Source organism: Streptomyces collinus, from assembly GCF_031348265.1.
GTDB lineage: Bacteria > Actinomycetota > Actinomycetes > Streptomycetales > Streptomycetaceae > Streptomyces > Streptomyces collinus.
This window is the reverse complement of the sequence record NZ_CP133771.1, coordinates 4,662,248-4,683,197: the sequence shown is the minus strand read 5'-3', so window position 1 is coordinate 4,683,197 and position 20,950 is coordinate 4,662,248. Positions and strand designations below refer to the sequence as shown.

20 protein-coding genes and 1 tRNA gene are annotated in these 20,950 nt (G+C 69.7%); 7 read left to right on the top strand and 14 right to left on the bottom strand.

Features of this window, described 5'->3' with window-relative positions:
• Positions 1 to 221: 221 nt before the first annotated feature.
• Positions 222 to 1,235 (top strand): Yip1 family protein, encoded by a 1,014-nt coding sequence (locus RFN52_RS21320; protein WP_184848164.1) that lies wholly within the window; start codon positions 222 to 224, stop codon positions 1,233 to 1,235.
• A 65-nt stretch (positions 1,236 to 1,300) separates the two neighbouring features.
• Here the strand turns inward: RFN52_RS21320 and RFN52_RS21315 are convergent, their stop codons facing one another.
• Positions 1,301 to 1,798 (bottom strand): phosphoribosyltransferase, encoded by a 498-nt coding sequence (locus RFN52_RS21315; RefSeq protein WP_184848163.1) that lies wholly within the window; start codon positions 1,796 to 1,798, stop codon positions 1,301 to 1,303.
• Positions 1,795 to 2,370 carry a dCTP deaminase gene (dcd, locus tag RFN52_RS21310; RefSeq protein WP_184560702.1) on the bottom strand — a complete coding sequence of 192 codons (576 nt, stop codon included), beginning with the start codon at positions 2,368 to 2,370 and terminating at the stop codon, positions 1,795 to 1,797. Before dcd ends, RFN52_RS21315 begins: the two co-directional genes overlap by 4 nt.
• Positions 2,371 to 2,897: 527 nt before the next feature.
• Here dcd and RFN52_RS21305 point away from each other — a divergent pair.
• The 3 genes from RFN52_RS21305 to RFN52_RS21295 all read left to right on the top strand — a co-directional run bounded on the left by RFN52_RS21305 (position 2,898) and on the right by RFN52_RS21295 (position 5,536).
• Positions 2,898 to 2,971: transfer RNA gene (locus RFN52_RS21305), tRNA-Gly, on the top strand.
• 128 nt (positions 2,972 to 3,099) lie between these two features.
• A complete protein-coding gene (locus tag RFN52_RS21300) occupies positions 3,100 to 4,215 on the top strand; it encodes an ArsR/SmtB family transcription factor (RefSeq protein ID WP_184848162.1) in 1,116 nt (371 codons plus the stop codon).
• A 52-nt stretch (positions 4,216 to 4,267) separates the two neighbouring features.
• A complete protein-coding gene (locus RFN52_RS21295; RefSeq protein WP_184848161.1) occupies positions 4,268 to 5,536 on the top strand; it encodes an MFS transporter in 1,269 nt (422 codons plus the stop codon).
• Positions 5,537 to 5,890: 354 nt separating this feature from the next.
• Here RFN52_RS21295 and RFN52_RS21290 read toward each other — a convergent pair whose 3' ends face one another.
• Positions 5,891 to 7,072, bottom strand: coding sequence for a cytochrome P450 (locus RFN52_RS21290; RefSeq protein WP_184848160.1), 1,182 nt, complete (start codon positions 7,070 to 7,072; stop codon positions 5,891 to 5,893).
• A gap of 98 nt (positions 7,073 to 7,170) precedes the next feature.
• On the opposite strand from RFN52_RS21290, the gene RFN52_RS21285 reads away from it, so the two are divergent.
• Positions 7,171 to 7,788: a TetR/AcrR family transcriptional regulator gene (locus RFN52_RS21285; protein WP_229857108.1), complete on the top strand. Its 618-nt coding sequence runs from the start codon at positions 7,171 to 7,173 to the stop codon at positions 7,786 to 7,788.
• An 81-nt stretch (positions 7,789 to 7,869) separates the two neighbouring features.
• Here the strand turns inward: RFN52_RS21285 and istB are convergent, their stop codons facing one another.
• From istB to RFN52_RS21265, 4 genes are all read right to left on the bottom strand, one after another.
• Entirely contained in the window at positions 7,870 to 8,667 is a 798-nt protein-coding gene (gene istB, locus RFN52_RS21280; protein WP_184848159.1) for an IS21-like element helper ATPase IstB, read from the bottom strand.
• Between the two features lie 310 nt (positions 8,668 to 8,977).
• Positions 8,978 to 9,319 (bottom strand): Mu transposase domain-containing protein, encoded by a 342-nt coding sequence (locus RFN52_RS21275; protein WP_311241017.1) that lies wholly within the window; start codon positions 9,317 to 9,319, stop codon positions 8,978 to 8,980.
• Between the two features lie 120 nt (positions 9,320 to 9,439).
• A complete protein-coding gene (locus RFN52_RS21270) occupies positions 9,440 to 10,576 on the bottom strand; it encodes a sensor histidine kinase (RefSeq protein ID WP_184848158.1) in 1,137 nt (378 codons plus the stop codon).
• Positions 10,573 to 11,241 (bottom strand): response regulator, encoded by a 669-nt coding sequence (locus tag RFN52_RS21265; RefSeq protein ID WP_184853981.1) that lies wholly within the window; start codon positions 11,239 to 11,241, stop codon positions 10,573 to 10,575. The genes RFN52_RS21270 and RFN52_RS21265 overlap by 4 nt, the downstream gene beginning before the upstream one ends.
• A gap of 340 nt (positions 11,242 to 11,581) precedes the next feature.
• Here RFN52_RS21265 and RFN52_RS21260 point away from each other — a divergent pair, with 340 nt between their 5' ends.
• A complete protein-coding gene (locus RFN52_RS21260; protein WP_184848157.1) occupies positions 11,582 to 12,109 on the top strand; it encodes a hypothetical protein in 528 nt (175 codons plus the stop codon).
• Between the two features lie 141 nt (positions 12,110 to 12,250).
• Positions 12,251 to 13,534 (top strand): DUF418 domain-containing protein, encoded by a 1,284-nt coding sequence (locus tag RFN52_RS21255; RefSeq protein WP_184848156.1) that lies wholly within the window; start codon positions 12,251 to 12,253, stop codon positions 13,532 to 13,534.
• Positions 13,535 to 14,429: 895 nt separating this feature from the next.
• Here RFN52_RS21255 and RFN52_RS21250 read toward each other — a convergent pair.
• The 7 genes from RFN52_RS21250 to RFN52_RS21220 all read right to left on the bottom strand — a co-directional run bounded on the left by RFN52_RS21250 (position 14,430) and on the right by RFN52_RS21220 (position 19,873).
• Entirely contained in the window at positions 14,430 to 16,235 is a 1,806-nt protein-coding gene (locus tag RFN52_RS21250) for an ABC transporter ATP-binding protein (RefSeq protein ID WP_184848155.1), read from the bottom strand.
• A gap of 155 nt (positions 16,236 to 16,390) precedes the next feature.
• A complete protein-coding gene (locus tag RFN52_RS21245; protein WP_184848154.1) occupies positions 16,391 to 16,573 on the bottom strand; it encodes a hypothetical protein in 183 nt (60 codons plus the stop codon).
• A gap of 102 nt (positions 16,574 to 16,675) precedes the next feature.
• The gene (locus tag RFN52_RS21240; RefSeq protein WP_311241016.1) at positions 16,676 to 17,821 is read right to left on the bottom strand and encodes a mannosyltransferase YkcB-related protein; all 1,146 of its coding nucleotides are present in this window, start codon (positions 17,819 to 17,821) and stop codon (positions 16,676 to 16,678) included.
• The gene (locus RFN52_RS21235; protein ID WP_311241015.1) at positions 17,818 to 18,069 is read right to left on the bottom strand and encodes a hypothetical protein; all 252 of its coding nucleotides are present in this window, start codon (positions 18,067 to 18,069) and stop codon (positions 17,818 to 17,820) included. Before RFN52_RS21235 ends, RFN52_RS21240 begins: the two co-directional genes overlap by 4 nt.
• 21 nt (positions 18,070 to 18,090) lie before the next feature.
• The gene (locus RFN52_RS21230; RefSeq protein ID WP_311241014.1) at positions 18,091 to 18,267 is read right to left on the bottom strand and encodes a hypothetical protein; all 177 of its coding nucleotides are present in this window, start codon (positions 18,265 to 18,267) and stop codon (positions 18,091 to 18,093) included.
• Complete coding sequence (locus tag RFN52_RS21225; protein ID WP_311241013.1) at positions 18,264 to 18,614, bottom strand: hypothetical protein; 351 nt, start codon at positions 18,612 to 18,614, stop codon at positions 18,264 to 18,266. Before RFN52_RS21225 ends, RFN52_RS21230 begins: the two co-directional genes overlap by 4 nt.
• Before the next feature lie 68 nt (positions 18,615 to 18,682).
• A complete protein-coding gene (locus RFN52_RS21220) occupies positions 18,683 to 19,873 on the bottom strand; it encodes a DUF418 domain-containing protein (RefSeq protein ID WP_374050173.1) in 1,191 nt (396 codons plus the stop codon).
• Positions 19,874 to 20,950: the final 1,077 nt, after the last annotated feature.

Below are 20,950 nucleotides of genomic sequence, written 5' to 3'. Positions count from 1 at the left end.
GCCGAACCGGTCAGCCCCAGGGCGCGGCCCGCACCGCCGAACCGGTCAGCCCCAGGGCGCGGCCCGCACAGCCGAACCGGTCAGCCCCAGGGCGCGGCCCGCACCGCCGAACCGGTCAGCCCCAGGGCGCGGCCCGCACCGCCGAACCGCTCGGCCCGTCCGGCCCGTACGGGCCGGACCCTGACGCCCCACCGACACCCCAAGTCCCCGCCCCTTAAGGGATGTCACAGCTCGGCCGCAAAGCCGGGCCCGGAAGCCCGGGCCCGGCACGCCACCGCCGGGGACCAGGTACGTTCGAAGACGTGGCTGGATTCAGGATCGGACGCGGCCGGAACAACGGCGCTCCTCAGACGCGACCGCACAACCCCCCGAACGGGCAGCAGACGCCGCAGGGACCGCCGTACGGCTCCCCGCCGGCGCCGCAGCCCTACCCGCGGCAGCAGCCGCCGTACGGCAACGGCGGCGGCCCCGCATGGCCGCAGCCGAACGCCGCGCACGGCGGCGGCTACGGCGGCCAGGGCGAGCCGGAGTACTTCGGCGACGGCGCGTACCCGCCCGGCCCGCAGGGCCCGCCCGACCCGTACGCGGCGAACAACCCGGGCCACACCCAGGCCTTCTCGGTCGGCGAGGACCCCTACACCCCGGGTGACACCTACCGCGCCGGCTCGGCGGCCCCGGCACCCGGCCCGGTCGGCCCGCGCCTGCACTGGAAGGACCTGCTCCGGGGGATCGTCCTCGCCCCCAACCAGACCTTCCTGCAGATGCGGGACTACGCGATGTGGGGCCCGGCCCTCATCGTCACGTTCCTCTACGGCCTGCTCGCGGTCTTCGGCTTCGACGGCGCCCGCAAGGATGCGATAAACGCCACACTGTCGAACGCGGTCCCGATCGTCCTGACGACGGCCGTCGCGATGGTGCTCAGCGCCTTCGTCCTGGGTGTGGTCACCCACACCCTGGCCCGCCAGCTCGGCGGCGACGGCGCCTGGCAGCCCACGGTCGGCCTGTCGATGCTGATCATGTCCCTCACGGACGCGCCCCGCCTGGTCTTCGCGATGTTCGCGGGCGGCGACGCGATGTTCGTGCAGCTGCTCGGCTGGGCCACCTGGATCGCGGGCGGCGCCCTGCTGACCCTCATGGTCAGCCGCTCCCACGACCTGCCCTGGCCGAAGGCGCTCGGCGCGTCGGCGATCCAGCTGATCGCACTGCTGTCGATCGTGAAGCTGGGCACGGTCTGAGACTCAGCGGGTACGAGAGAGGGGCTCCCCACGGGGAGCCCCTCTTTTCTGTCTTCTCCTGCTGCTCAGGCGTCGAGCACCTGGCCGGCCCGCCGCACCACGGGCTCTTCGACGCTCCACGGGAAGTTGATCCAGTCGTCGGTCCGCTTCCACACGTACTCGCACTTCACGAGCGACTGGGACTTCTCGTAGACGACGGCGCTGCGCACCTCGGCGACGGTGTCGAGGCAGAAGTCGCGCACCAGCTTGAGCGTCTTGCCGGTGTCGGCGACGTCGTCGGTGATCAGCACCTTCTTCCGCGAGAAGTCGATCACGTTGGGGACGGGGGCGAGCATGACGGGCATCTCGAGGGTCGTCCCCACGCCGGTGTAGAACTCCACGTTCACCAGGTGGATGTTCTTGCAGTCGAGGGCGTAGGCGAGGCCGCCGGCCACGAAGACGCCGCCGCGGGCGATGCTGAGGACTATGTCGGGCTCGTAGCCGTCGTCGGCGATGGCCTGCGCGAGCTCGCGCACGGCGACGCCGAACTTCTCGTAGGTCAGGTTCTCGCGTACGTCACTCATACCTGGGTCCGGTGGAAGTTGAGGAAGGACCGGGAGGCGGTCGGCCCGCGCTGCCCCTGGTACCGGGACCCGTACCGCTCACTGCCGTACGGGAAGTCGGCGGGCGAGCTGAGCTTGAACATGCACAGCTGCCCGATCTTCATGCCCGGCCAGAGCTTGATGGGCAGAGTGGCGAGGTTGGACAGCTCCAGGGTGACGTGCCCGCTGAAGCCGGGGTCGATGAACCCGGCGGTGGAGTGCGTCACCAGTCCCAGGCGCCCCAGAGAGCTCTTGCCCTCCAGCCGGGAGGCGAGGTCGTCGGGCAGGGTGATGACCTCGTAGGTGCTGGCGAGGACGAACTCCCCGGGGTGCAGGATGAACGGCTCGTCCCCCTCCGGCTCCACGAGCCGGGTCAGGTCGGACTGCTCGATGGCGGGGTCGATGTGGGGGTACCGGTGATTCTCGAACACCCGGAAGTAGCGGTCGAGGCGCACGTCGATGCTCGACGGCTGCACCATCGAGTCGTCATAGGGATCGATCCGTACCCGCCCGGCATCGATCTCGGCCCGGATGTCCTTGTCTGAGAGAAGCACGCCCCGAGGATACGCAAGACGCGCGGAGCGACCACAACCGGACGTCTCCGCGCGCCTTGTACCTGTTGCCTTGTGCTTTTGTCCGTTACCGCTATCGCTACCGCTTCTGATAGCTGACGGGCACCACACTCCGGAGCCGCGCACATCGCGGGCACCGAAGCAGCCGCCCGGGGCCGAGCCGCTCGGCCTGCTGCATCGGGAACGAAGCGGTGGTGAACACGTGCCCATCGGCACAACGGACGACGGTGCGCTCCATCAAGTCCAAGAGTCCCTTCCCCAAGAGCCGCGTCTGGCTGCTGCTTGCCTGACGACAAAAGCCACAGTACGGGATCAAAGGGACGGCCCTTCAGGCGGCACTCCGGTCCCGCCCGGGCCCTCTTACGCCCCACCACCGTACGCCCCAACTCCGTTCCCCCGCAGCCGCATCCCATCCCTGAAACGCGCTCAGACCTCGCGGCACCGACGCCGGAGGTCTGACATGAGGTAGAGTGAGCGAGCATTCGACACCGACTCCGTCGGCGTCTTACGCGGGTGTAGTTTAATGGTAGAACATCAGCTTCCCAAGCTGAGAGCGCGAGTTCGATTCTCGTCACCCGCTCCAGAGAGAAACCCCAGGTCAGAGGCTTGGGGTTTTGTTGTTGTCTAGTCAATGTCCTTCAGGTCGGCCCCTGCCGCTTGCGGCGCGGCGCGGCTCCCGTTGTGGACGCGGTGCGGCAAGGATGACGGGTCATGACGATCGTGTTCCGGGTCCCGGCCGGCGGTGCGGAGCGGGTGGGGTTCGCCTACTCGCCGACGATGGAAGCCGTACTGAGTCTCCATGTGCTGGTGGAGCCCAAGCACCACCCCGTCCAGCACGGCTGGGTGCGTGCGATGCGCAAGCTGTCCCCGGCGCTGAAGCGGGAGATCGAGGCGTTCGCCTACGCGGTGCGCTCGTACTTCCCCGAGTTCCTCTTTCCGCAGCCGATCGGTGGACTGACGGACTTCGAAGACGAACTGGCCGGCTTGCGCGGGGCGGATCCGGAGCTGGTCCGCCTGGAGTTCGCCGTCCCCCTGCTCACGCCCTGGCCGGACGGCGGCAAGGGCAGGGATCCGCGCGTGCTGGACGAACCGGAGGTACGCGGCCTGTTGCGGGAGCGAGTCGCACGGGAAAGCGACGAAGCGATGGCCGCGATGCTCCTCGACGATCCCCGCGCGTTGCTCGAACGGTTCCTGAGCATGCTGGAGCGCTACTGGCGGGAGGCGTTCGAGGAGGAATGGGCACGGCTCGAACCCGAACTCGCCGCCGGCGTCAGCGAGGCCGGACACCAGATCGAGCAGCGCGGCTTGTACGGGATGCTCCGTGGCCTGTGGCCGGAGGTGCGCAGCGACCGGCAGGCCGAACGCTTCTGGCTGAAGCGGCCGCACGACCACGAGGTCACCATCGGCCCGGACAACACCCTCGTACTGGCCCCCAGCGCCTATGTGTGGCCGCACGTACGCGTCAACTGCGACGGGCCCTGGCCCCTCGGGCTCGTCTTCCCCCTCTCCTCGATCGTCCGGGAAGCCCGCCCGAGAATTCCCCCCACCCAACTCGTCGGCACCTTGCGGGCGCTCGCCGACGACACCCGGCTGCGCGCCCTCCGGCTGCTCGCCGAACGCCCGCGCAGCACGCAGGAGTTGGCCCCGCTCATCGGCGTCAGCGAGGCCGCCCTGTCCAAACACCTGCGGGTGCTGACGGACGCGGGCCTGCTGGAGCGCCGCCGCGAGGGCTACTACGTCCTGTACCGGCTTGCGTCCGGACAGGTAGCAGGCCTGACCCCCAGCCTGGAAAGTTTCCTGCACGGCGATGGCGAGGCCACTGATTAGCCATCTGCCTAATAAGTGGATCAGACCCCCGACCGGATCCGAAAGTGGCCGCATGTCACTGCTGAAGGACCGCAACTTCCTGCTTCTCTTCGCCGGCCAGGGCATCTCACGCTTCGGCGACGGCCTGTACACCGCCGCGACCGCCTGGCTGGCCTGGTCACTGACGAAGGACCCCACGGCCGTCGCCATGGTCAGCGTCTCCGCCTTCGCGCCCGCGTTCGTGGCCACCTTCGTCGTCGCCTCGTACGCCGACCGCCGCGACCGCCGGAAACTGATGATCGTCACCGACCTGGCCCGGGTCGCCGTGGTGGCCGTGGCTTCGGTCCTGCTCTCCCTCAACCTGCTGAACCTGCCCCTGCTCGTGGCGACCACGGCGTTGCTGGCGCTGATCGGCGCCCCGTTCGCCCCGGCCCGCAACGCCATCGTTCCCCAGATCGTGCCGGACGACCGCCTCCAGCAGGCCAACGGACTGCTGCAAGTCGCCTTCCGAGCCGCCTTCTTCGTCGGCCCGCTCATGCTGGCGCCGCTGCTGGCCTTCGGCTCGCTGCAGTCGGTGCTGGTGGTGAACGGGCTGACCTTCCTGGGCTCGGCGGTCGCCGTGGCAGCCATCCGCGTGACCCGCCCCGCCGCGACCAGCGGGCAGACCGGGCTGTGGTCCGATCTCAGCGCCGGGCTGAGGGCAGTGCGGGCCGCTCCCGATGTACTCGTCGTCATCGTGACCTTCGTGCTCGCCCTCGCCCTGACCAACGGTTTCCTGACCGTCGGGCTGGTCGCGGTCGTGGGACAGGGCGGCCAGTACGGCCTGCTGCTGGGCGTCGCCGGGGTCGCCGAAGTGGTGGGCGCCCTGCTCCTGGCCGGCGTGCGCATCCGCAGACTCGCACTGGCCGCGGTGCTGGCGTGGGCCCTGCTCGGGATCTTCCGGGCTCCGCTGGGAACGGTCACCTCCCATGCTGTGGCGGCCGTTCTCCTGACCGCCACGGGGCTGGCCTCGGCCCTCACGGACATTCCCTTGATCGCACTGGTGCAGCAGCGCATACCGAGCCAACATCTGGCGAAGGCGCTCGGCCTGTGGGAGGCCGGGGTGGCAGGAGCTCTGGCGATCTCCCCCTTCGTGGCCTCGACCGCCATCACCCTCGCCGGAGTCGAGAACGCCTTCCTGTTCTCGGGAGCCGCCGTTGTCGTCCTGGCCGTGACCGCCACGCTCGCCCTCGCTTGCGTCGGCGCACGGCAGCCCGGTCAGGAGCCCTTCGTCACGGCCGAAGGCACGGCAAGCGTCGCGGCGCCGGAAGAGACAGCGGTGATCACGGCCAAACCAGAGTGACTGCGCGGATCATCGCTGTGCGCAGGTCAGCTCAGGACGCTGTCACCGCAGCCTGACAACGAGCATGTCGGGGCCATCATCAAGATGGGGTGGTTTCGTAGGTGGGAGCGGACAACATTTGTCGGCGGTTTCCGGCAGCACTTAGCGATCACTCGGGTCGGAAGCGTCGATGAGAAGTGACAACACCGGAGGCCGCAACTGATCCATGCCGTGTGCCTGATTGAGTTGACCTAGACCCGGACTTGAAGGGCCGGATGGCGGTGGGGAGCTGGCAGTGAAAAGGCGTTGCTCAAACTCACAGACGTCGCGCTGCAAGTCGCCGAGCACACATCGTTCTTCTCGACCTTGATCTGCCTACCAGGTGACCGGAAGTTCATGGACGCCGTAGACCGACATGGCCGACCGCAGTGGCACTTCCTCGGGCGCGACAGTGAGACGTAGTGCCGGGAAGCGGCGAAGCAGTGCGGGGAGGGCGATGCGCATTTCGGCGCGGGCCAGCCGCTGCCCGAGGCACTGGTGGAGGCCGTGACCGAACGCGAGGTGTCCGGCCGTGGAGCGGGTGAGGTCAAGCGCGTCCGGGGCGGCGAAATGGTCAGCGTCCCGGTTCGCCGCGGAAAGTGCGACGGTGACTGACTCGCCAGCCTTGATCAGGCAGCCGTGGAGCTCGATGTCCTCGAGCGCGACGCGGACCACGTGATGGATGATCGTGAGGTAACGCAGCAGCTCCTCGACCACCGCAGGGGCGTCTTCCTCCTTGTCGCGGACCTCGGCTAACTGTGCGGGGTTGGCCAGCAGAGCGAAAGCGCCCAGCGCAAGCATGTTCGTCGTTGTCTCATGCCCGGCGATCAGGAGCAGGAGCGCCAGTCCGGCTCTCTCGTCCGCAGTAAGTCCCTCGTGCGCAGCGAGCCCGCTGAGCACATCTTCCTCTGGCCGGGAACGCTTGTGGCGCAGCAGGTCCCGTAGATATGCCATGAGCTCCCTGACCGCCTCTTGCCGGTGTTCCGCTGTGAGGTCGATGTTCAGGAGCGTGGCGGCGTTCCGCTGGAACCCCTGCCTGTCGGAGTAGGGCACCCCGAGCAGTTCGCCGATCACTTGTGACGGGATCGGCAGCGCGAATGCCTTGAACAAGTCGGCCGAGCCCCCGGCGAGCTCCATCGCGTTCAACTGGTCATTGACGATCGCTTCGATCTCCGGTTCGAGGAGCTTCATCCGGCGCACCGTGAAGTCACCGGTGAGCAACCGCCGATAGTGGTCGTGCTCGGGCGGGTCCATGCGGAGGAAGAATCCCGGCGGCACGGGCGTCCTTGCTGGCTGGGCAACCGGTGAGCGCATGTGGTCCGGGCGGACGCTGAATCGGGGATCTGCCAGGATCGCCCGCGCTGCGGCGAAGCCGGTCACCAACCACCCCTGACCACCGTCGACGTAGGTCATCCGATGGATTGGGCCGAGCCCCTGCCGGCGGCGCAATTCCTCGGGCGGGTCGAAGGGGTTCTGGCGGGCCGTGGGCATGACCATTGCAGGGGATGTGCTCTCCATCGGCCGCTCCTCGGTCGGTACGGACCTCCCGATAAAACAGCACTCGATGCAAAACGTCAATGAATGCAAAATTGCATCACATGCGGTAGAGTGCTGTCGTGACCAGCGACCCAGGGCTGCGCCAGCGGAAGAAGATGCGCACGAGGCAAGCGCTCATCGAAGGCGCCCTGCGATTGTTCGCCGAGAAGGGTTACGACCAGACAACCGTGGCGGAGATCGCGGCCACCGCAGACGTCGCGACACGGACCTTCTTCAGCTACTTCGACAGCAAGGACGACATCGTCTTCTTCGACGACAGGTCGCGGCTGGAGCGCGCGGTCGAGATCATCGGAGGACGGCAGCCCGGCGAACCGGTGGCCGACCTGCTGCGGCGCGTCATCGACCAGAGTGTTTTCGCGGACACGGACTCGGAGTTGGCGCGGAAGATCGGCCCGACTCGGACCCGGCTGATTGCGTCGGTCCCGGCACTTCAGGCGCGCGAATTGCACCTGCTGTTCGACATCCAGCTGCAGCTGACCGAAGCGCTCCACCTGGCTTGCCCCGAGCTGGACCTCGTCGAGGCCGCAGCGGCGGTGGGCTCGCTGGTCGGGGCGATCAAGGTCGTCGTCGCCGCATGCCAAAAGCGGGGCAACCGGCCGGAGCAGACCTACAAAGCCGTTCAAAGGGCCACCGACATCGCGATCGACGGCCTCAACTCGCTCCCCCGCCCGGATTAGCGTGTTCAGCGCAAGCGCACTCGGTCGTGGCACGGGTAGCGGTGAACGCAGTCTCTGGCCGGTTTTTGGGGCTCGGATGGGTCAGCCTGAGACTGCGCTCTGCGCCCGGGCGGCCCGGGTGCTGGCGAGCCGGTAGGAGTCGGTGCCGGTCTCGATGATGTTCCCGCCGAAGGTGAGGCGGTCGACGATGGGCGCGCAAAGCCGCGGATCGGTGAAGGTTTTCGTCCACCCTCCAAACGACTCGTTGGAGGCGATGGCGACGCTGTTCTTCTCCTCCCGCTCCGTCAGCACCTGGAACAGCAGCTCAGCACCCCTGCGGTCCAGCTCCATGTAGCCAAGTTCGTCTATGCAGAGCAGATCGACGCGTCCGTAGCGGGCGATGGTCTTGGTCAGGACCCTCTCGTCCGCCGCCTCGACCAACTCGTTGACCAACTTGGTGGCGAGTGTGTAGCGGACCCGGAAGCCGGCCATGGCGGCCTCGGTGCCGAGCGCGATCAACAGGTGGGACTTGCCAGTGCCCGAGTCGCCGATCAGGCAGAGCGGCAGTCCCTTCTTGACCCACTCGCAGGTCGCCAGGGTGTGAATGACGGCTGCGTCGACGTTCCCGTTGGCCTCGAAGTCGAAGGCCCGCAACGACTTCTCCCGCGGGAACTGCGCCGCCTTGATCCGCCGTTCGGAGCGTCGCCGGGCCCGCTCGTCACACTCGGCCATCAGCAGCTCGGCGAGGAACCCGCGATACGACATCTGGCCACGGGCGGCGGCTTCGGCCAGTTCGGGGAACTGGACCCGGATGGTGGGCAGCAGGAGCGTGCGGCATGCCTGGTCAACGGTGGCGTCGGCGGCCTGTTCGGTCAGTCCGCGATGGCGTTTGAGCGTCACGGCATCTCTCCCTGGATAGCGGGGCGGTCGGCAGGCTGCCGTACTCGCAGCGGCTGGTCGTAGGCTGCGACCGAGGGCAGCGGCCGGGTGTCGGGCGGCAGCTGGGCCAGCCGCCGTTCGGTCGGTGAGGTCACGTTCGTCCGGTCCGGCTCCGCAGGAACAACCGGAGCCGCGACCTCGTCGGCTTCGGCCGCCTTCCGCGCTCCGCCTCCAGGGCGACCGCGTCCGCGGTCAGGCCGCCGGCCCTGAGCGCGGAGGCAAGCCCCGCGACCAGGTGTTCGTGGGAGACGTGGCGGCCCATCAGCAGGACCTAGATCAGGGCCCGGGTGCCGTCCCGCTCGCCGTGGGCAGCCTTCGCCGCCTCCCACCAGGCGTCGTGGACCAGCGTGAACTTCCCCGCGGAACGGGCCTGTTCGAGCGCGGTGGCACCGGGGAACGCGCCGGGCTTGCGGACCAGGGCTTCCAGATAGTGGTCCAGATCCAGCCGGGCCTGCCCCTTGGCGATGAGCCGTTCATGGCGGACGACCTCCTGCTGGCCGTCGTAGACCACCAGCTCGGACGCGTGCAGCATCGCCCGGACCGTCCGGCCGATCAGCCGCACCGGCACCGAGTAGCGGTTGGTGCGGACGCTGATCTGGCTGAAGCGGTCCACCCGCAGGCTGAACAGCCGTCCCGTCTTCGATTCTCGTCACCCGCTCCATACGAAACCCCAGGTCAGCGGCCTGCGGTTTGTGGTGTCCGGGCACGCCGATCCGCGTCGGGGGGGTTGTGCTCAGGCGGGCCGGGTGGAGGCCCGTAGTTCGATCTCGTATCCGCCCTGTGGGGTGGGTTCGGCGGTGAGGGTGCCGTTGAGCAGTTCGGCGCGTTCTCTCAGGCCGATCAGGCCGTGCCGGGCGCTGGGCAGGGCGACGGACGGGCGGGTGGGGGCGGTGTTGGTGACCGTGAGACCGAAGTGCTGCGCGTCATGCCACAGGCGCACCTCTGCGCGGGCGCCCGGGGCGTGCTTGCGGACGTTCGTGAGGGCTTCTTGGACCGTGCGGTAGACGGTGCGTTGGGCGGTTGTGCTGATGCCGGGCGGGAGCTCCCCGGTCAGGGTGGTCTCGATGCCGCTGTTGGCGATCAGCTGCTGGAGGTCGGCGAGGGTGGGCTGGGGGGTGAGTTCGGTTTCCTTGCCGCCGGAGGCGCGCAGCAGGGCGACCATGTGGCGGAGTTCGTCGAGGGTGTTCACGCTCAGGGTGCGGATGGTGCGGGCGGCGTCGCGGGCATCGGGGTCCTTGGCGGCGACCTGCAGGGCTCCGGCCTGTACGGCGATGAGGCTGACCTGGTGGGAGACGACGTCGTGCATCTCGCGGGCCAGTTGGGCGCGTTCGCGGGCGAGGACGGACTGGGCGTACAGGGCGCGTTCGTGTTCGCGGGCCACTTGGACCTCGACGAGTTGGCGGGCCACGTCGCGTCTGGCCTGCACGAGCTGGCCGCACAGGATCGGAGCGAAGGCCATGGCCAGCGTGTAGACGAACTCGATGAGCGTCCAGGTCCGGTCGCCGGAAAACGGGTCGCCGGAAAACGTGTCGGACAGGGGCCAGGCGAGGGTGGTCGCCGCCGCGTTCAGCAGGGCGCTGCCGGCCAGCAGCGGGCGGTTACGGGTGCGCGCGGCCAGTGTGTACAGCGCGGCGATCGGCGCGACTCCCACGTCCATGAACAGCAGCATGGGCAGTGTCAGCAGGAAGACGGCGAGCGGAAAGCGCCTGCGCAGGAGCAGTCCGGCGCTGCCGAGGGCGGCGCAGGCCCACATGAGGGGTGTCGCCTCGTCGTCGAGGTTGATCCAGGCGTCGAGCGCGGCGAGCACGACGAGGCCCGCGTCGACGACCCAAGACGGCACCCGCCGCCACAGTGCCCGACCCGCACTCATCCCGCGTTGCCCCGGGCCGTGTCGGCGCCGTCGACGCCGAGCAGTCCGGCCCGCTCCGCGAGGAGAGCCGCCTGGACGCGGCCGGCGACCCGGAGCTTGGTCAGGATCGAGCTGACGTGGTCCTTGACGGTGCCCGCGCTCAGGTGGATGCGGGTGCCGATGTCGGCGTTGGACAGGCCTTCCGCGATCAGGACGAGGACGTCACGTTCGCGGTCGGTGAGCAGGTTCACGCGCGCCACGTCCGCGTCCTGGGGCGTGTCCGCCCCCGGATGGCCGCGCAGCAGGGCCCGCGAGGCTTTCGGGGACATCACCACCCCGCCCGCGGCCAGGGTGCGTACGAGTTGGGCGAGCTGTTCGGGTTCGGTGTCCTTGAGCAGGAAGCCCGCGGCTCCCGAGCGCAGCGCGGTCAGGATGTACTCGTCGGTGTCGAAGGTGGTCAGCATGGCCACCGTCGGCGGCTCGGGCAGCGTCTGGATCTCCCTCAGGACGGTCAGGCCGTCCACGTCCGGCATGCGGATGTCGAGGAGCACGACGTCCGGATGCTCGCGCCGGATCGCGTCGGCGGCCTGCGCTCCTTCCGCCGTCGCCACGACCTGGATGCCGTCGGAGGCGTTCAGGATCAGCTCGAACCCGGACCGCACCAGCGCCTCGTCGTCCACCACCACTACCCGGATCACCGGCGTTCCGCCTCACACTCGTCTGCTCTGTCCAGCTTCTCGGCGACCAGTACCCCCCCCCCATCGGGGCGTCCACGTTCCCGTACGGTGATCGCTCGCTGTCGACAGTACGTCCGGCCAGGTGCGCGACGGTGCGGCCGCTGGAGACTCCCGCCACCCGGCAGGCTGGTTCCAGCCGTTCGGGGGGAGCGCTCCGGCCCGTCGGCGGGCGGGTGGGCGACGTCCGGCGGATGGTGTCGGCGGTTCTCGTCCGGTGGGATCGGTCCGTGGGCCCGACCGGGTCCGCCGGCCACAGTCGATTTCCGAACCGTTCGAGGATCACCCAGCCATGCCCGAGTTGTACCTTCGTCAGCCTGTCCGTGCTCTGCGCCGCTGTGCGGCGCAGCCCCATGTGCTGTTCGGGGGCGTGTACGGGGCGGTACTGGCCAGCTCCATGGTGGCCGCCCTGACGGAGCAGGGTGAGACGGCTCCCGCCGACCGGTTCAGCAGCGCCCAGTGGCTCCTGATCACGGCCGCCGCATCGGCCTTGGCGCACGGTTACGCACATCTCATCGCCCTGCGCGGCGATCGGACCCATCACGGTGTGCGCGCCGCGATGCGGCTGTTGCTGTCCGAGTGGCCGTTGGTGGTGGCGACGGTGCCGACGGTGGTCCTGCTGCTCGGCGCGGGCTGGGGGTGGTGGCCCTCGGCGGGCATCGAGTACGTGGCCTTCGCCGTGAACGTGGTGCTGCTGTTCGCCTGGGGCCTGCTCGCGGCCCGCGCTGCCGGTCGCACGTGGGGCTCCGCTTTGAAGATCGGCACCGTGGACTCGCTGCTCGGGCTCATGGTCGTGGTGGCCAACGCCCTCATAAAGTAGGGCGGTTGGCCGTCCGGGCCCGCCGGCCGACCGGGGCGGCGCTGTTCCGCCGGTCGGCGGGGTGGTCCCGGCCGGTCGGCGGGGTGGTCACCGAAGCCTGCCGGGTGGTCCGCCTCCTGACGGCACCGAAGGATTCTGTGTATGACACAGATACAGTCGCCGCAGGAGAACTCGCCTCCTCGGCCCCGAACCTCGCCCGAGTCCGCCGTGCGGGCCTCGCCCGGCCCCTCGATGGGACGCCTGATCGGGTTGGATCTCGCCTGCGCGCTGGCGGTGTTCGGCATGTACATCGTGCACATTGCCCCGATGCCGTCAGCCGCGAACAACCTCGGCAGCTGGGTGTACTCCTTGGCGGAGGGGCGCTCGTCGGCCCTGTTCGCCACCCTCGCCGGGTTCTCGCTGATGCTGATCGCCGGCCGCCTTGAGCCGAAGACCGGCCTGGCGGGCCGGCAGGCGAAGGCCCGGATCGCGATCCGCGCCGTGATCCTGCTGGCGATGGGCACCGTGCTGGCGATGGAGTACGGGGACATCATCATCCTCGCCTACTACGGCGTCTACTTCCTCCTCGCGCTGCTCGTGGTGCGACTGAGCGCCAAGACGCTGGCGATCATCGCGGCGGGGATCGCGCTCGTCATGCCGCAGCTCGCGTTCGTTTTGAAGATGTGGCTGAGCGACTCCGTCCAGCAGAGCATCAACGCCTACGACCCGCTCGAGAAGCTCAGCACCGTCGGAGTACTCGATCTGCTGCTCACGGGCCTCTACCCGACGATCACGTGGATGGCGTTCGTGATCGCCGGCATGGCGCTGGCCCGCCTCGATCTGACCGCCGCCACCGTCCAGCGGCGCCTGGCGGCGCTCGGTGCAAGCCTCACCGTAGGCGCCTACGGCCTGGCCACGCTGTTGGGTGGCACGAGCGCGGTGTTGAGCTTCGGGGGAGGCGGAGGGCCGTCCAGCGGCTCCGGAGCGGGGTCCATGGGCAGCGGGTCCGGGGCAGGGTCCATGGGCAGCGGGTCCGGGGCAGGGTCCATGGGCAGCGGGTCCGGCGGGCCCGGGCAGTCGGCCTCGGACCTGCTGGGTGCCGTGTCGCACACCGGCACCACCCTCGACACCATCGGCTGCCTGGGTGTCGCGATCCTCGTGATCGTGGGCGCGACGGTGGCCGTCGACCGTCTGCCGCGACTGCGCCGCCTGGCGAAACCGGTCATCGCAGTGGGCACCATGTCCCTGACCGCCTACGTCGGCCACTTCCTCGCACAGTCCGCGTGGCCCGCTTCCGGCGCCGGCACCACGAAGTCCTGGGTACCCGTGCTCACGTACATCCTGGGGGCGATCGTGTTCGCCGCGATCTGGTCCCGCTTCTTCCGCCGCGGCCCCTTGGAGTACCTGCTCAACGCAGCCACCAAGCCCGCCAAGTACATCCGGTGAGGTCAGGCCGGGGGCCCGCTTCCTGCCCATCCCGGCCTGGTCAGCCGTCCGAGGCCCGCAAGGGGTTCACCCTTGCGGGCCTCGGCTGTGGTCCCTGGCCCACTGATCTCAGCTCCGCTTGGCGCCAACCGGTCGTCCGTGGACGACGTCTGGACAACTCGGGACATGCGTGGGCCCGGTGTCGGTGCGGCCCGGGGGCAAGGACCGGTGCGGGTCAGGACACGGCGGCCGCCGGTGTGGCTGAGAGCTCAAAGTTCAAATGGCGCCCGGCCTCGGACGCGGTGCGGTGGATGACCAGCCGTCCAGGGGAGCTCCACAAGTGAACGCCCCAGCGAACGTGAATCGGCAGTCGGGACACCCGCCGACTCCCGTCCGTGCGCGGCCGGGGGCTGCCCTGTGGGTATCAGGCCGCGAGGGCGTCGGTTCCTGACGGAGGATCTCCAGTGCTCGGCGGTGGGTGCTCCTTGGCCTCCGCTCTGCGTGCGCGCCATCACTCGGTCCTCAGGTTGATGCGCAGCAGGGCGTCGCGGCGCAGGCGTGCGTACTCCCCGAAATCCTCGTGTGCTGCGAACCGTTGGACGGTGTGCCGGGTGTCGGCGGCGCGGTCACCGCCGCCATGATCAGCGCCGTGGGAGCCCGCGGTGGGGAGGGGCGTACCGGGGCGCGGAGTGGGCTGCCGGCCGATGCCGTGCGCATCAGGTCGAGCGGGCGGCCGTCCGGCCTGCTCAGCGGGCCTGCTCGCCCTTGGCCATGAGCACGGGCATGGGGACTCCCGGGTGAGGGACGGACTGGGCGGGCAGCGAACCGCCGCAGCCGGCTGGCTGCCGGCTGCGCGGCGGGGGCAGCCGGTGGATGACGGCCGACGGCACCGGCGAGCCCACAGGTCAGGCCCGTCTCACCCACGGGGGCGTCCCGCCGAGGTCAGGAGCTGCGTCGCCGCGAGCTGCGCGTACAGCTCGTCTTCGGCCACCAGCTCCTCGTGGGTGCCGACCGCGCGGACCTTGCCCGCGTCCAGGACGACGATGCGGTCGGCGTCCGTGACGGTCGACAGGCGATGGGCCACCACCAGCACGGTGGTCTCACGTGCGGTCTCGGCGATGACGTCCCGCAGTGCCAGCTCGTTGACGGCGTCGAGCTGCGAGGTCGCCTCGTCCAGGAGCAGCAGCCGGGGCCTGCGCAGCAGCGCGCGGGCGATCGCGATGCGCTGGCGCTCGCCGCCGGACAGTTTCGTGCCGCGGTGCCCGACCGGGGTGTCCAGGCCGTGCGGGAGACGCTCGACGAGGGCGTCGAGCCTGGTCCGGGTGAGGACCTCGCGAATCTCGTCGTCGGTCGCGCCGGGCGCGGCGAAGACCAGGTTCTCCCGCAGCGTGCCGGCCAGCACCGGCGCGTCCTGCTCGACGTATCCGATGACGGACCGCAGCTCGGACAGCGGCCACTTCGTCACGTCCTTGCCGTCGACCAGGACACGGCCGCCGGTCGCTTCGTAGAACCGCTCGACGAGCGCGAAGACCGTCGACTTGCCCGCGCCCGACGGGCCGACGAACGCCGTCATCCCGCCGCCCGGCACCTCGAAGTCCACCCGCTGGTGGATGTCCGGCAACCCGGTCCCGTAGCGGAAGGACACCTCCTCGAAGCGAACCGACGCCGGACGTGGCCGCAGCGTCTTGGTCGCCGCGGGCCGCGCCGACAGGTGCCGGTCCTGCTTCTCTGTCGCCAGGCGGTCCACCTGCGCGATCCGGGCGATCGCGGCCGCGCCCTCCTGGTACTGGGACGCTGCCTCGACCAGCTTGTACACCGGCTCCATCAGGTAGAAGAGGTACAGCAGGAACGCGATGAGCGTGGACACGGGCATGTCCCCGGACGCAACCCGCGCCCCGCCGACGGCGAGTACCGCGAGGAACGCCAGCTCGACGGCGAGGTCGTCCGCCGAACCCAGCACGGCCTCCCACTTCGCGCTGCGCACGCCGTGGCGCCACGCCCTGCGTGCCGCCGCCTCGACGCGAGCGGCCTCCCGCTCCTCGGCGCCGGACGCCTTCACCGTGCGGAACGCGCCGAAGACCCGCTCCAGGCCCGTGGACATCTCCCCGACAGCCGCCTGCGCACGCTCGGCGGCCTGCCCGATCTTCGGCATCACCAGCGCGGCGGCCACACCGACGACCGCGACGACTCCGAGCGTGACGCCCAGCAGGACGGCATCGAGGAACGCCATCACCACGACCGCCGCGACCAGCGTCACCGCCCCCGTCGCCGCGGAGACCACCGCCTGGGTGCTGACGGCCCGCAACAGCGTGGTGTCGGAGGTCACCCGGGACATCAGATCGCCCGGCTGCATCCGGTCCACCTCCGTGAGGCGCAGCCGCAGCAACCGTCCGATGAGGCTGCGGCGGGCGGCGAGCACCACCGACTCCGCCGTCCGTTCCAGCACATAGGCACCGAACGCCTCGGCCACCATGCTCAGCAGGACCAGAACGGTCATGGCCAGCAGAATGGTGCCGATCGTGCCACCGGACGAGAGCCGGTCGACCAGCGTCTTCGTGGCCAGCGGCTGCAGCAGCCCTCCGGCGGCCCCTACCAGCGCCAACAGCAGACCGAGCGCGACGGCCCACCGGTGCGGACGGACGTACCCGTACAGCGCCTTGAGCGTCTCGCGGGCGCGCAAGGACTCGGCACCCGTCGCCTCTGGGGCGGATGCGGTGTTCACAGGATTCCTTTCCTACGTGGTCGGCCGTGCACCGCGTCAGCGGTTGCGGGCATCGGCCCGCCGGAGGGCCTTGGGGTGCGGAGATCAGGCGTACGACGGTCGGAGAGAGGCCGCCCGTGCAGCAACGCCTCGCGAAGAGATCTGCGATCGCCGGCTCAGTGGACCAGTGAGGCCGCCCGCGACGCGAAGAGGTGCACCCCTGCTTCGTAGAACTCAGGATGGACGACGAACAGGACACCGGCGCCCGCCATCAGCGTCAGGCAGAGAGGTTCCAGCAACCGGCCTCTGCCAGGCTCGACGGCGGTCTCGGGCTCCTTGTCACGAACGTGCTGTGTCATGCCTTCAGCCTGGACGCCCGGCCGCTCGCCGCACATCCGGCGATTGTCGGGTCCTCCCCCGCCGAGTGGCTGGAAAGACCCGCCCGGGGTAGGAGGGGCACATCAACCCTGCATGGCGGCGACCCGTGAGTCCCGCTCGTCGGTCCCCGGGGAGCCGGGGCCGCCGGCAGCCGACGGGGGCTGGCCGGTCAGGGACCGGGCGAGCGGTATCCGTACACCAGCCGGACATAGCCGGAGCTGTCGACGGAGCGTGCGCGGTCCTTCTCGGGGCGGCGGGTGACCGCGTCGGGGAAGGTCCAGGGGACACCCAGGTAGTCGTAGAAGTCCGAGCCCGTGCGCGGACGTGGCGGGGGTGGTGGGTCGCAGGTGAGTGAGCAGCACGTAGCGGAGCTGGTGAGTGGCGATCAGGTTGGCGAGCTGCGGGGCGCTGGGGAAGGGGGTCTTCCCGGTGAATCCCCCCATGACGAGCACGGGTTGGGCCTGAGCGCGCAGCAGACGTTCCGCGGGGTAGGCGGCCTGGGTCGCGAGCAGGTACTTCTCGCCCTTGCGGTGCGCGACGAGGTAGTCCAGCAGGGCGGTGTCGCGGGCGCTGGGCCGGTCGAGCTCGGCCCGGCGGAGAGCGGGCGGGTCGTGGAGGGCCCGGTGGTGGAACTCGCCGACCGGGCCGGCCGTCGGGGACGTGGAAGCGCCCGCGAAGTGCGGGTCGAGGGAGGAGACGGCCCAGCCGGCGGGTACGAGCAGTGTGGCCGCGATTCCGGCGGCCACAGAGCCTTGGACCAGGCGCCGGGAGGCGCGTGACGCGCTGGGCCACAGGCCGAACGCCGCGCACACCGCGAAGATCACGGCGAATACCAGCAGCCGAGAGGCGAACCAGGTCGGCCGGTCGAGTACGAGCGCCCAGGCCACCGTCAGCGCGATCGCCGACGGCAGCCACAGCCGTCGTCGGCCGCCCGCCTCGTACGCGGACCAAAAGAGCGCGAGCCCGCCTCCGGCCAGCGCGGCGATCGCCGGTGCGAGCACAGCCGTGTAGTAGACGTGATTGCCGTTGGAGACGCTGAACACCACGGCATGGACGGTGAGCCAACCGCCCCAGAGGAGGAAACCCGCACGCAGCAGGTCGGTCCGCGGCTCGCGGGCGCGCCAGACCAGAGCCGTGACGACGGCGAGCACGGCGAGCGGCAGGAACCAGGCGATCTGCGGGCCGACGGTGTGGTTGACGAGCATCCCCCAGCCGGTGTTTCCGGTCATACGGCCGGCGGCCGGGACGGCGCCGAACGCGGTGTGTCGTCGCTGAAGCGGCTCAGGCCGTTGTAGCCGAAGACCAGGCTGAAGGGGTTGTTGTTCGACGTGGCGTCGACATACGGGCGGTTGGCCGCGGGTGTCACCCACGCGATCAGCACCCACGAGCAGGAGACGGCCAGCGTGACCGCACCGCTCAGCAGGAGGCGCAGAGCCCTCTGCAACGGCGGGTTGGGCGCGGTGAGTTGATACACCACGGCGAAGACCGGCAGGACGAGTCAGGCCTGCAGCATCTTCGTCTGGAAGGCGAGCCCGACCCAGACGCCACACGTGATCAACGGGAGCAGCCGCCCGGTTTGCACCGCCTTTTGCAGGGCGGCGGCGGCGGCGAACGGCCCGGCCCATGCCCGTACGATCCGGTGCAGCAGCCATACGGTGAGCACGCCCTCGATCACATGGATCTTCGGGCCGCCCACGTGTGCGGCCCGAAGATCCATACGGAGAGGGCATCCGGCCAGAAGGCGCCGGGCACCTTGTCGAGGGTGATCGAACCGCTGGTGTCGAGACCGCCGAAGAAGAAGGCCCGCCAACTGGTGGCCATCGACCGTATCGCCGCGCTGTAGTACGGGTGGATCGCGGCGTGCCCCATGCCCCAGGCGTACAGCAGTGCGGCGACGCCCAGCACCGCGGCCAGCGCCGGGCGTTCCCAGCGCGCCGGAGCTTCCGGCCGGTCGGCGCGGCGGTGCGTTTCCCGGCGGAGGCCATGGGCGCCGGTGCTCCGGGCTGTGGGGATGACGGCCATGGCGAAAGTCCTTGACATCAGGGTTGAGGCGGAACACGCTCGGACTTCTGGTGGTGCACGCCCGAGGCTCAGCGGACGCGATGTGCCAGTTTCGTGGCGTTGTTGAGCAGGTACTCCAGCGGTCCGCGGCGGAAGAAGCGGGACCAGACCGCCGCGAACACGGTGGCCCCGGCGATGAAGCAGAGCAGCAGCCCGAAAGAGGCGGACTGCGGCGGGGTGACCGCTTCGCCGGGCAGGGCCAGGATCACCAGGATGTGGCCCACGTACAGGGTCAGGGACATGGTGCCGACGGCGATGACCGGCGTTGCCAGGCGACGCAGCCACGGCAGTCGGTCCATCGCCGTCGTCGCGCACAGGATCACGGTGATCGCGATCCCGATGCAGCCGACGAGGTCGAATGTGGAAGCGCTGTGCGGCTCGGCCGCCAGCAATCCCCACGCGTCGGGGCCCCACAGCCCACCGCCGACCGGCAGGTCGAAGGACTCTTCTGCCATGCCGGGATCCTTCATGGCACCGCGGTCCTTCAGGACGTCGAAGTCCATCATGCCAGGCATCCCGGCCATCATCTTCTCCGCGCCACCGGTCAACCGGAGCGCCAGCCACGAGACACCGTATCCGAACGCGATCAGCGCGGGACCGACCACGGCCAGCCGCCGCCGCACCGCACCGGAGGCCAGGTCCAGCCGGCCGAGCGCCATACCGGTGACCACAAACGTCATCCAGGTGATCGCCGGGAAGAAGCCGGTGAGCAGGAAGTCGAGCACGCCCACGCCGGAGAGTCGCGCGAGCGGGTCGTACGAGTCGATCGTGTTCACGACCGACTCGCTGAGCAGTGCCCGCAGGGCGTACGCCAGCTGCGGCGTGACGACCGCGAGCGCGACCGCGATGATCGCGAGCGTCCTGGCCCGCAGCCGCACCAGGGGCAGGGCCAGCAGGAAGAACACCGCGTAGAAATTGATGATGACGGCGCCGCCGAAGTCGGTCATCGCCAGCGCGGTGCCCACCACGAGCAGGATCACGGCCCGGATCACGATCCTGGCCTTCGCCTGCCGGCCGGCCAGTCCGGTTTTCGGCTCCAGGCGGCCGGCGATCAGCACCAGCGAGAACCCGGCGAGGGTGGCGAACAGCGCCGAGGCCCGGCCGCTCGCCAGCCAGACGACCCATTCGCCAACGCCGCTTCCGGACGTTGGGAAGGGGTTGAAGGGGCCGGTGTGCACGGCGAACATTCCGAACACGGCCAGTGCACGGGCGAGATCCACCCCGACCAGCCGCGCCGTCGACGAAGGGCGTTCCGTCGCCGTGGGGGGGCTCGGGTGCGGGTAAGGGCTGGGCAGGCGTCTTCTTGGCGTTTTCGATCTCGGTCACCGGGACAACGCTGCCGAGGCGGTGGGCGGTCGACCATCCGCCGGGCTTCGGGAGGTGCCCCGCCGGTCGGCCGACCGACCCCCTCCGACTGGCGGGGGACGGTCTCGGCCGTACATGAACGACTGCGGCCGCCGACCTGGTTGCCGGGATGCCGCGAGTCAGCAGGCTCACCACGACAAGATCATGCCTCCCATGGGGGCGAACCAAGGAGGTCCGAGCCTTTCGGTCGGTGGCTTCACTCTCCGCCCGACAGCGGCAGCCCATCTGTGAAGCGGTGCTCCGAGGGGCCGCCGAAGCCGGCTCCCGGTGGCTGCCACGGCCGACCGACAGGGACTGACGCTTCGTCCACCACGACCGGGGCTTCCCGTGCATCGCCGCCCTGACGGTCCGGGCATCTCACTGGCACGGGAATCCTGTGCACTCGCGAAAGGTCCTCCGGCTGCTTCTCCGAACCGGCCGAGTCAGCCCCAGAGCCCGCTCGCACATGTCTCCTACCCGCCGCTACTCGAAACCGTGCCCACAGCGTGCCCATAAGAGCGGACAACCACGGTGAACAGCGGTGCGGAATCAGCCCTCGAAGCTGCTTCGCAAGCGATGTGTCCCCAGGTCAGAAGCGGTGTCAGCGTTGAAGCGCCGTCGCTTCCCAAGCTGAGAGCGCGAGTTCGATTCTCGTCACCCGCTCCACGAAAACCCCCAGGTCAGCGGCCTGGGGTTGTTTGTTGCCTGGGTCCGGTGGGCGGCTGGCGCATCACAACCGCACCGGTTCTGCGGGCGATTTCCGGCGAACTGCCGGACGGTCCAGGGGAGTTACTACTGTGGCGTAGAGCCGGTGTATGGCGTCGTCGACGCTACAGATGAGGCCGGACTCGGCGTTGCCACGGTCCAGGTCTGCCTGGCTCACGGCGGGACTGGCCGACTGGACCATGTTGCCGGGGACGCGCTCGGCGGCCGTACGGATGCGTTCCAGTACG

Coding starts and splice junctions, on each gene's coding strand:
- RFN52_RS21290 (WP_184848160.1), bottom strand. CDS start 7,072: ATGGAGAGCACATCCCCTGCAATGGTCATGCCCACGGCCCGCCAGAAC.
- RFN52_RS21260 (WP_184848157.1), top strand. CDS start 11,582: ATGCCCGAGTTGTACCTTCGTCAGCCTGTCCGTGCTCTGCGCCGCTGT.
- RFN52_RS21225 (WP_311241013.1), bottom strand. CDS start 18,614: ATGGCCGTCATCCCCACAGCCCGGAGCACCGGCGCCCATGGCCTCCGC.
- RFN52_RS21245 (WP_184848154.1), bottom strand. CDS start 16,573: ATGACACAGCACGTTCGTGACAAGGAGCCCGAGACCGCCGTCGAGCCT.
- RFN52_RS21300 (WP_184848162.1), top strand. CDS start 3,100: ATGACGATCGTGTTCCGGGTCCCGGCCGGCGGTGCGGAGCGGGTGGGG.
- RFN52_RS21270 (WP_184848158.1), bottom strand. CDS start 10,576: ATGAGTGCGGGTCGGGCACTGTGGCGGCGGGTGCCGTCTTGGGTCGTC.
- RFN52_RS21315 (WP_184848163.1), bottom strand. CDS start 1,798: ATGAGTGACGTACGCGAGAACCTGACCTACGAGAAGTTCGGCGTCGCC.
- RFN52_RS21240 (WP_311241016.1), bottom strand. CDS start 17,821: ATGACCGGAAACACCGGCTGGGGGATGCTCGTCAACCACACCGTCGGC.
- RFN52_RS21295 (WP_184848161.1), top strand. CDS start 4,268: ATGTCACTGCTGAAGGACCGCAACTTCCTGCTTCTCTTCGCCGGCCAG.
- RFN52_RS21255 (WP_184848156.1), top strand. CDS start 12,251: ATGACACAGATACAGTCGCCGCAGGAGAACTCGCCTCCTCGGCCCCGA.
- RFN52_RS21320 (WP_184848164.1), top strand. CDS start 222: ATGTCACAGCTCGGCCGCAAAGCCGGGCCCGGAAGCCCGGGCCCGGCA.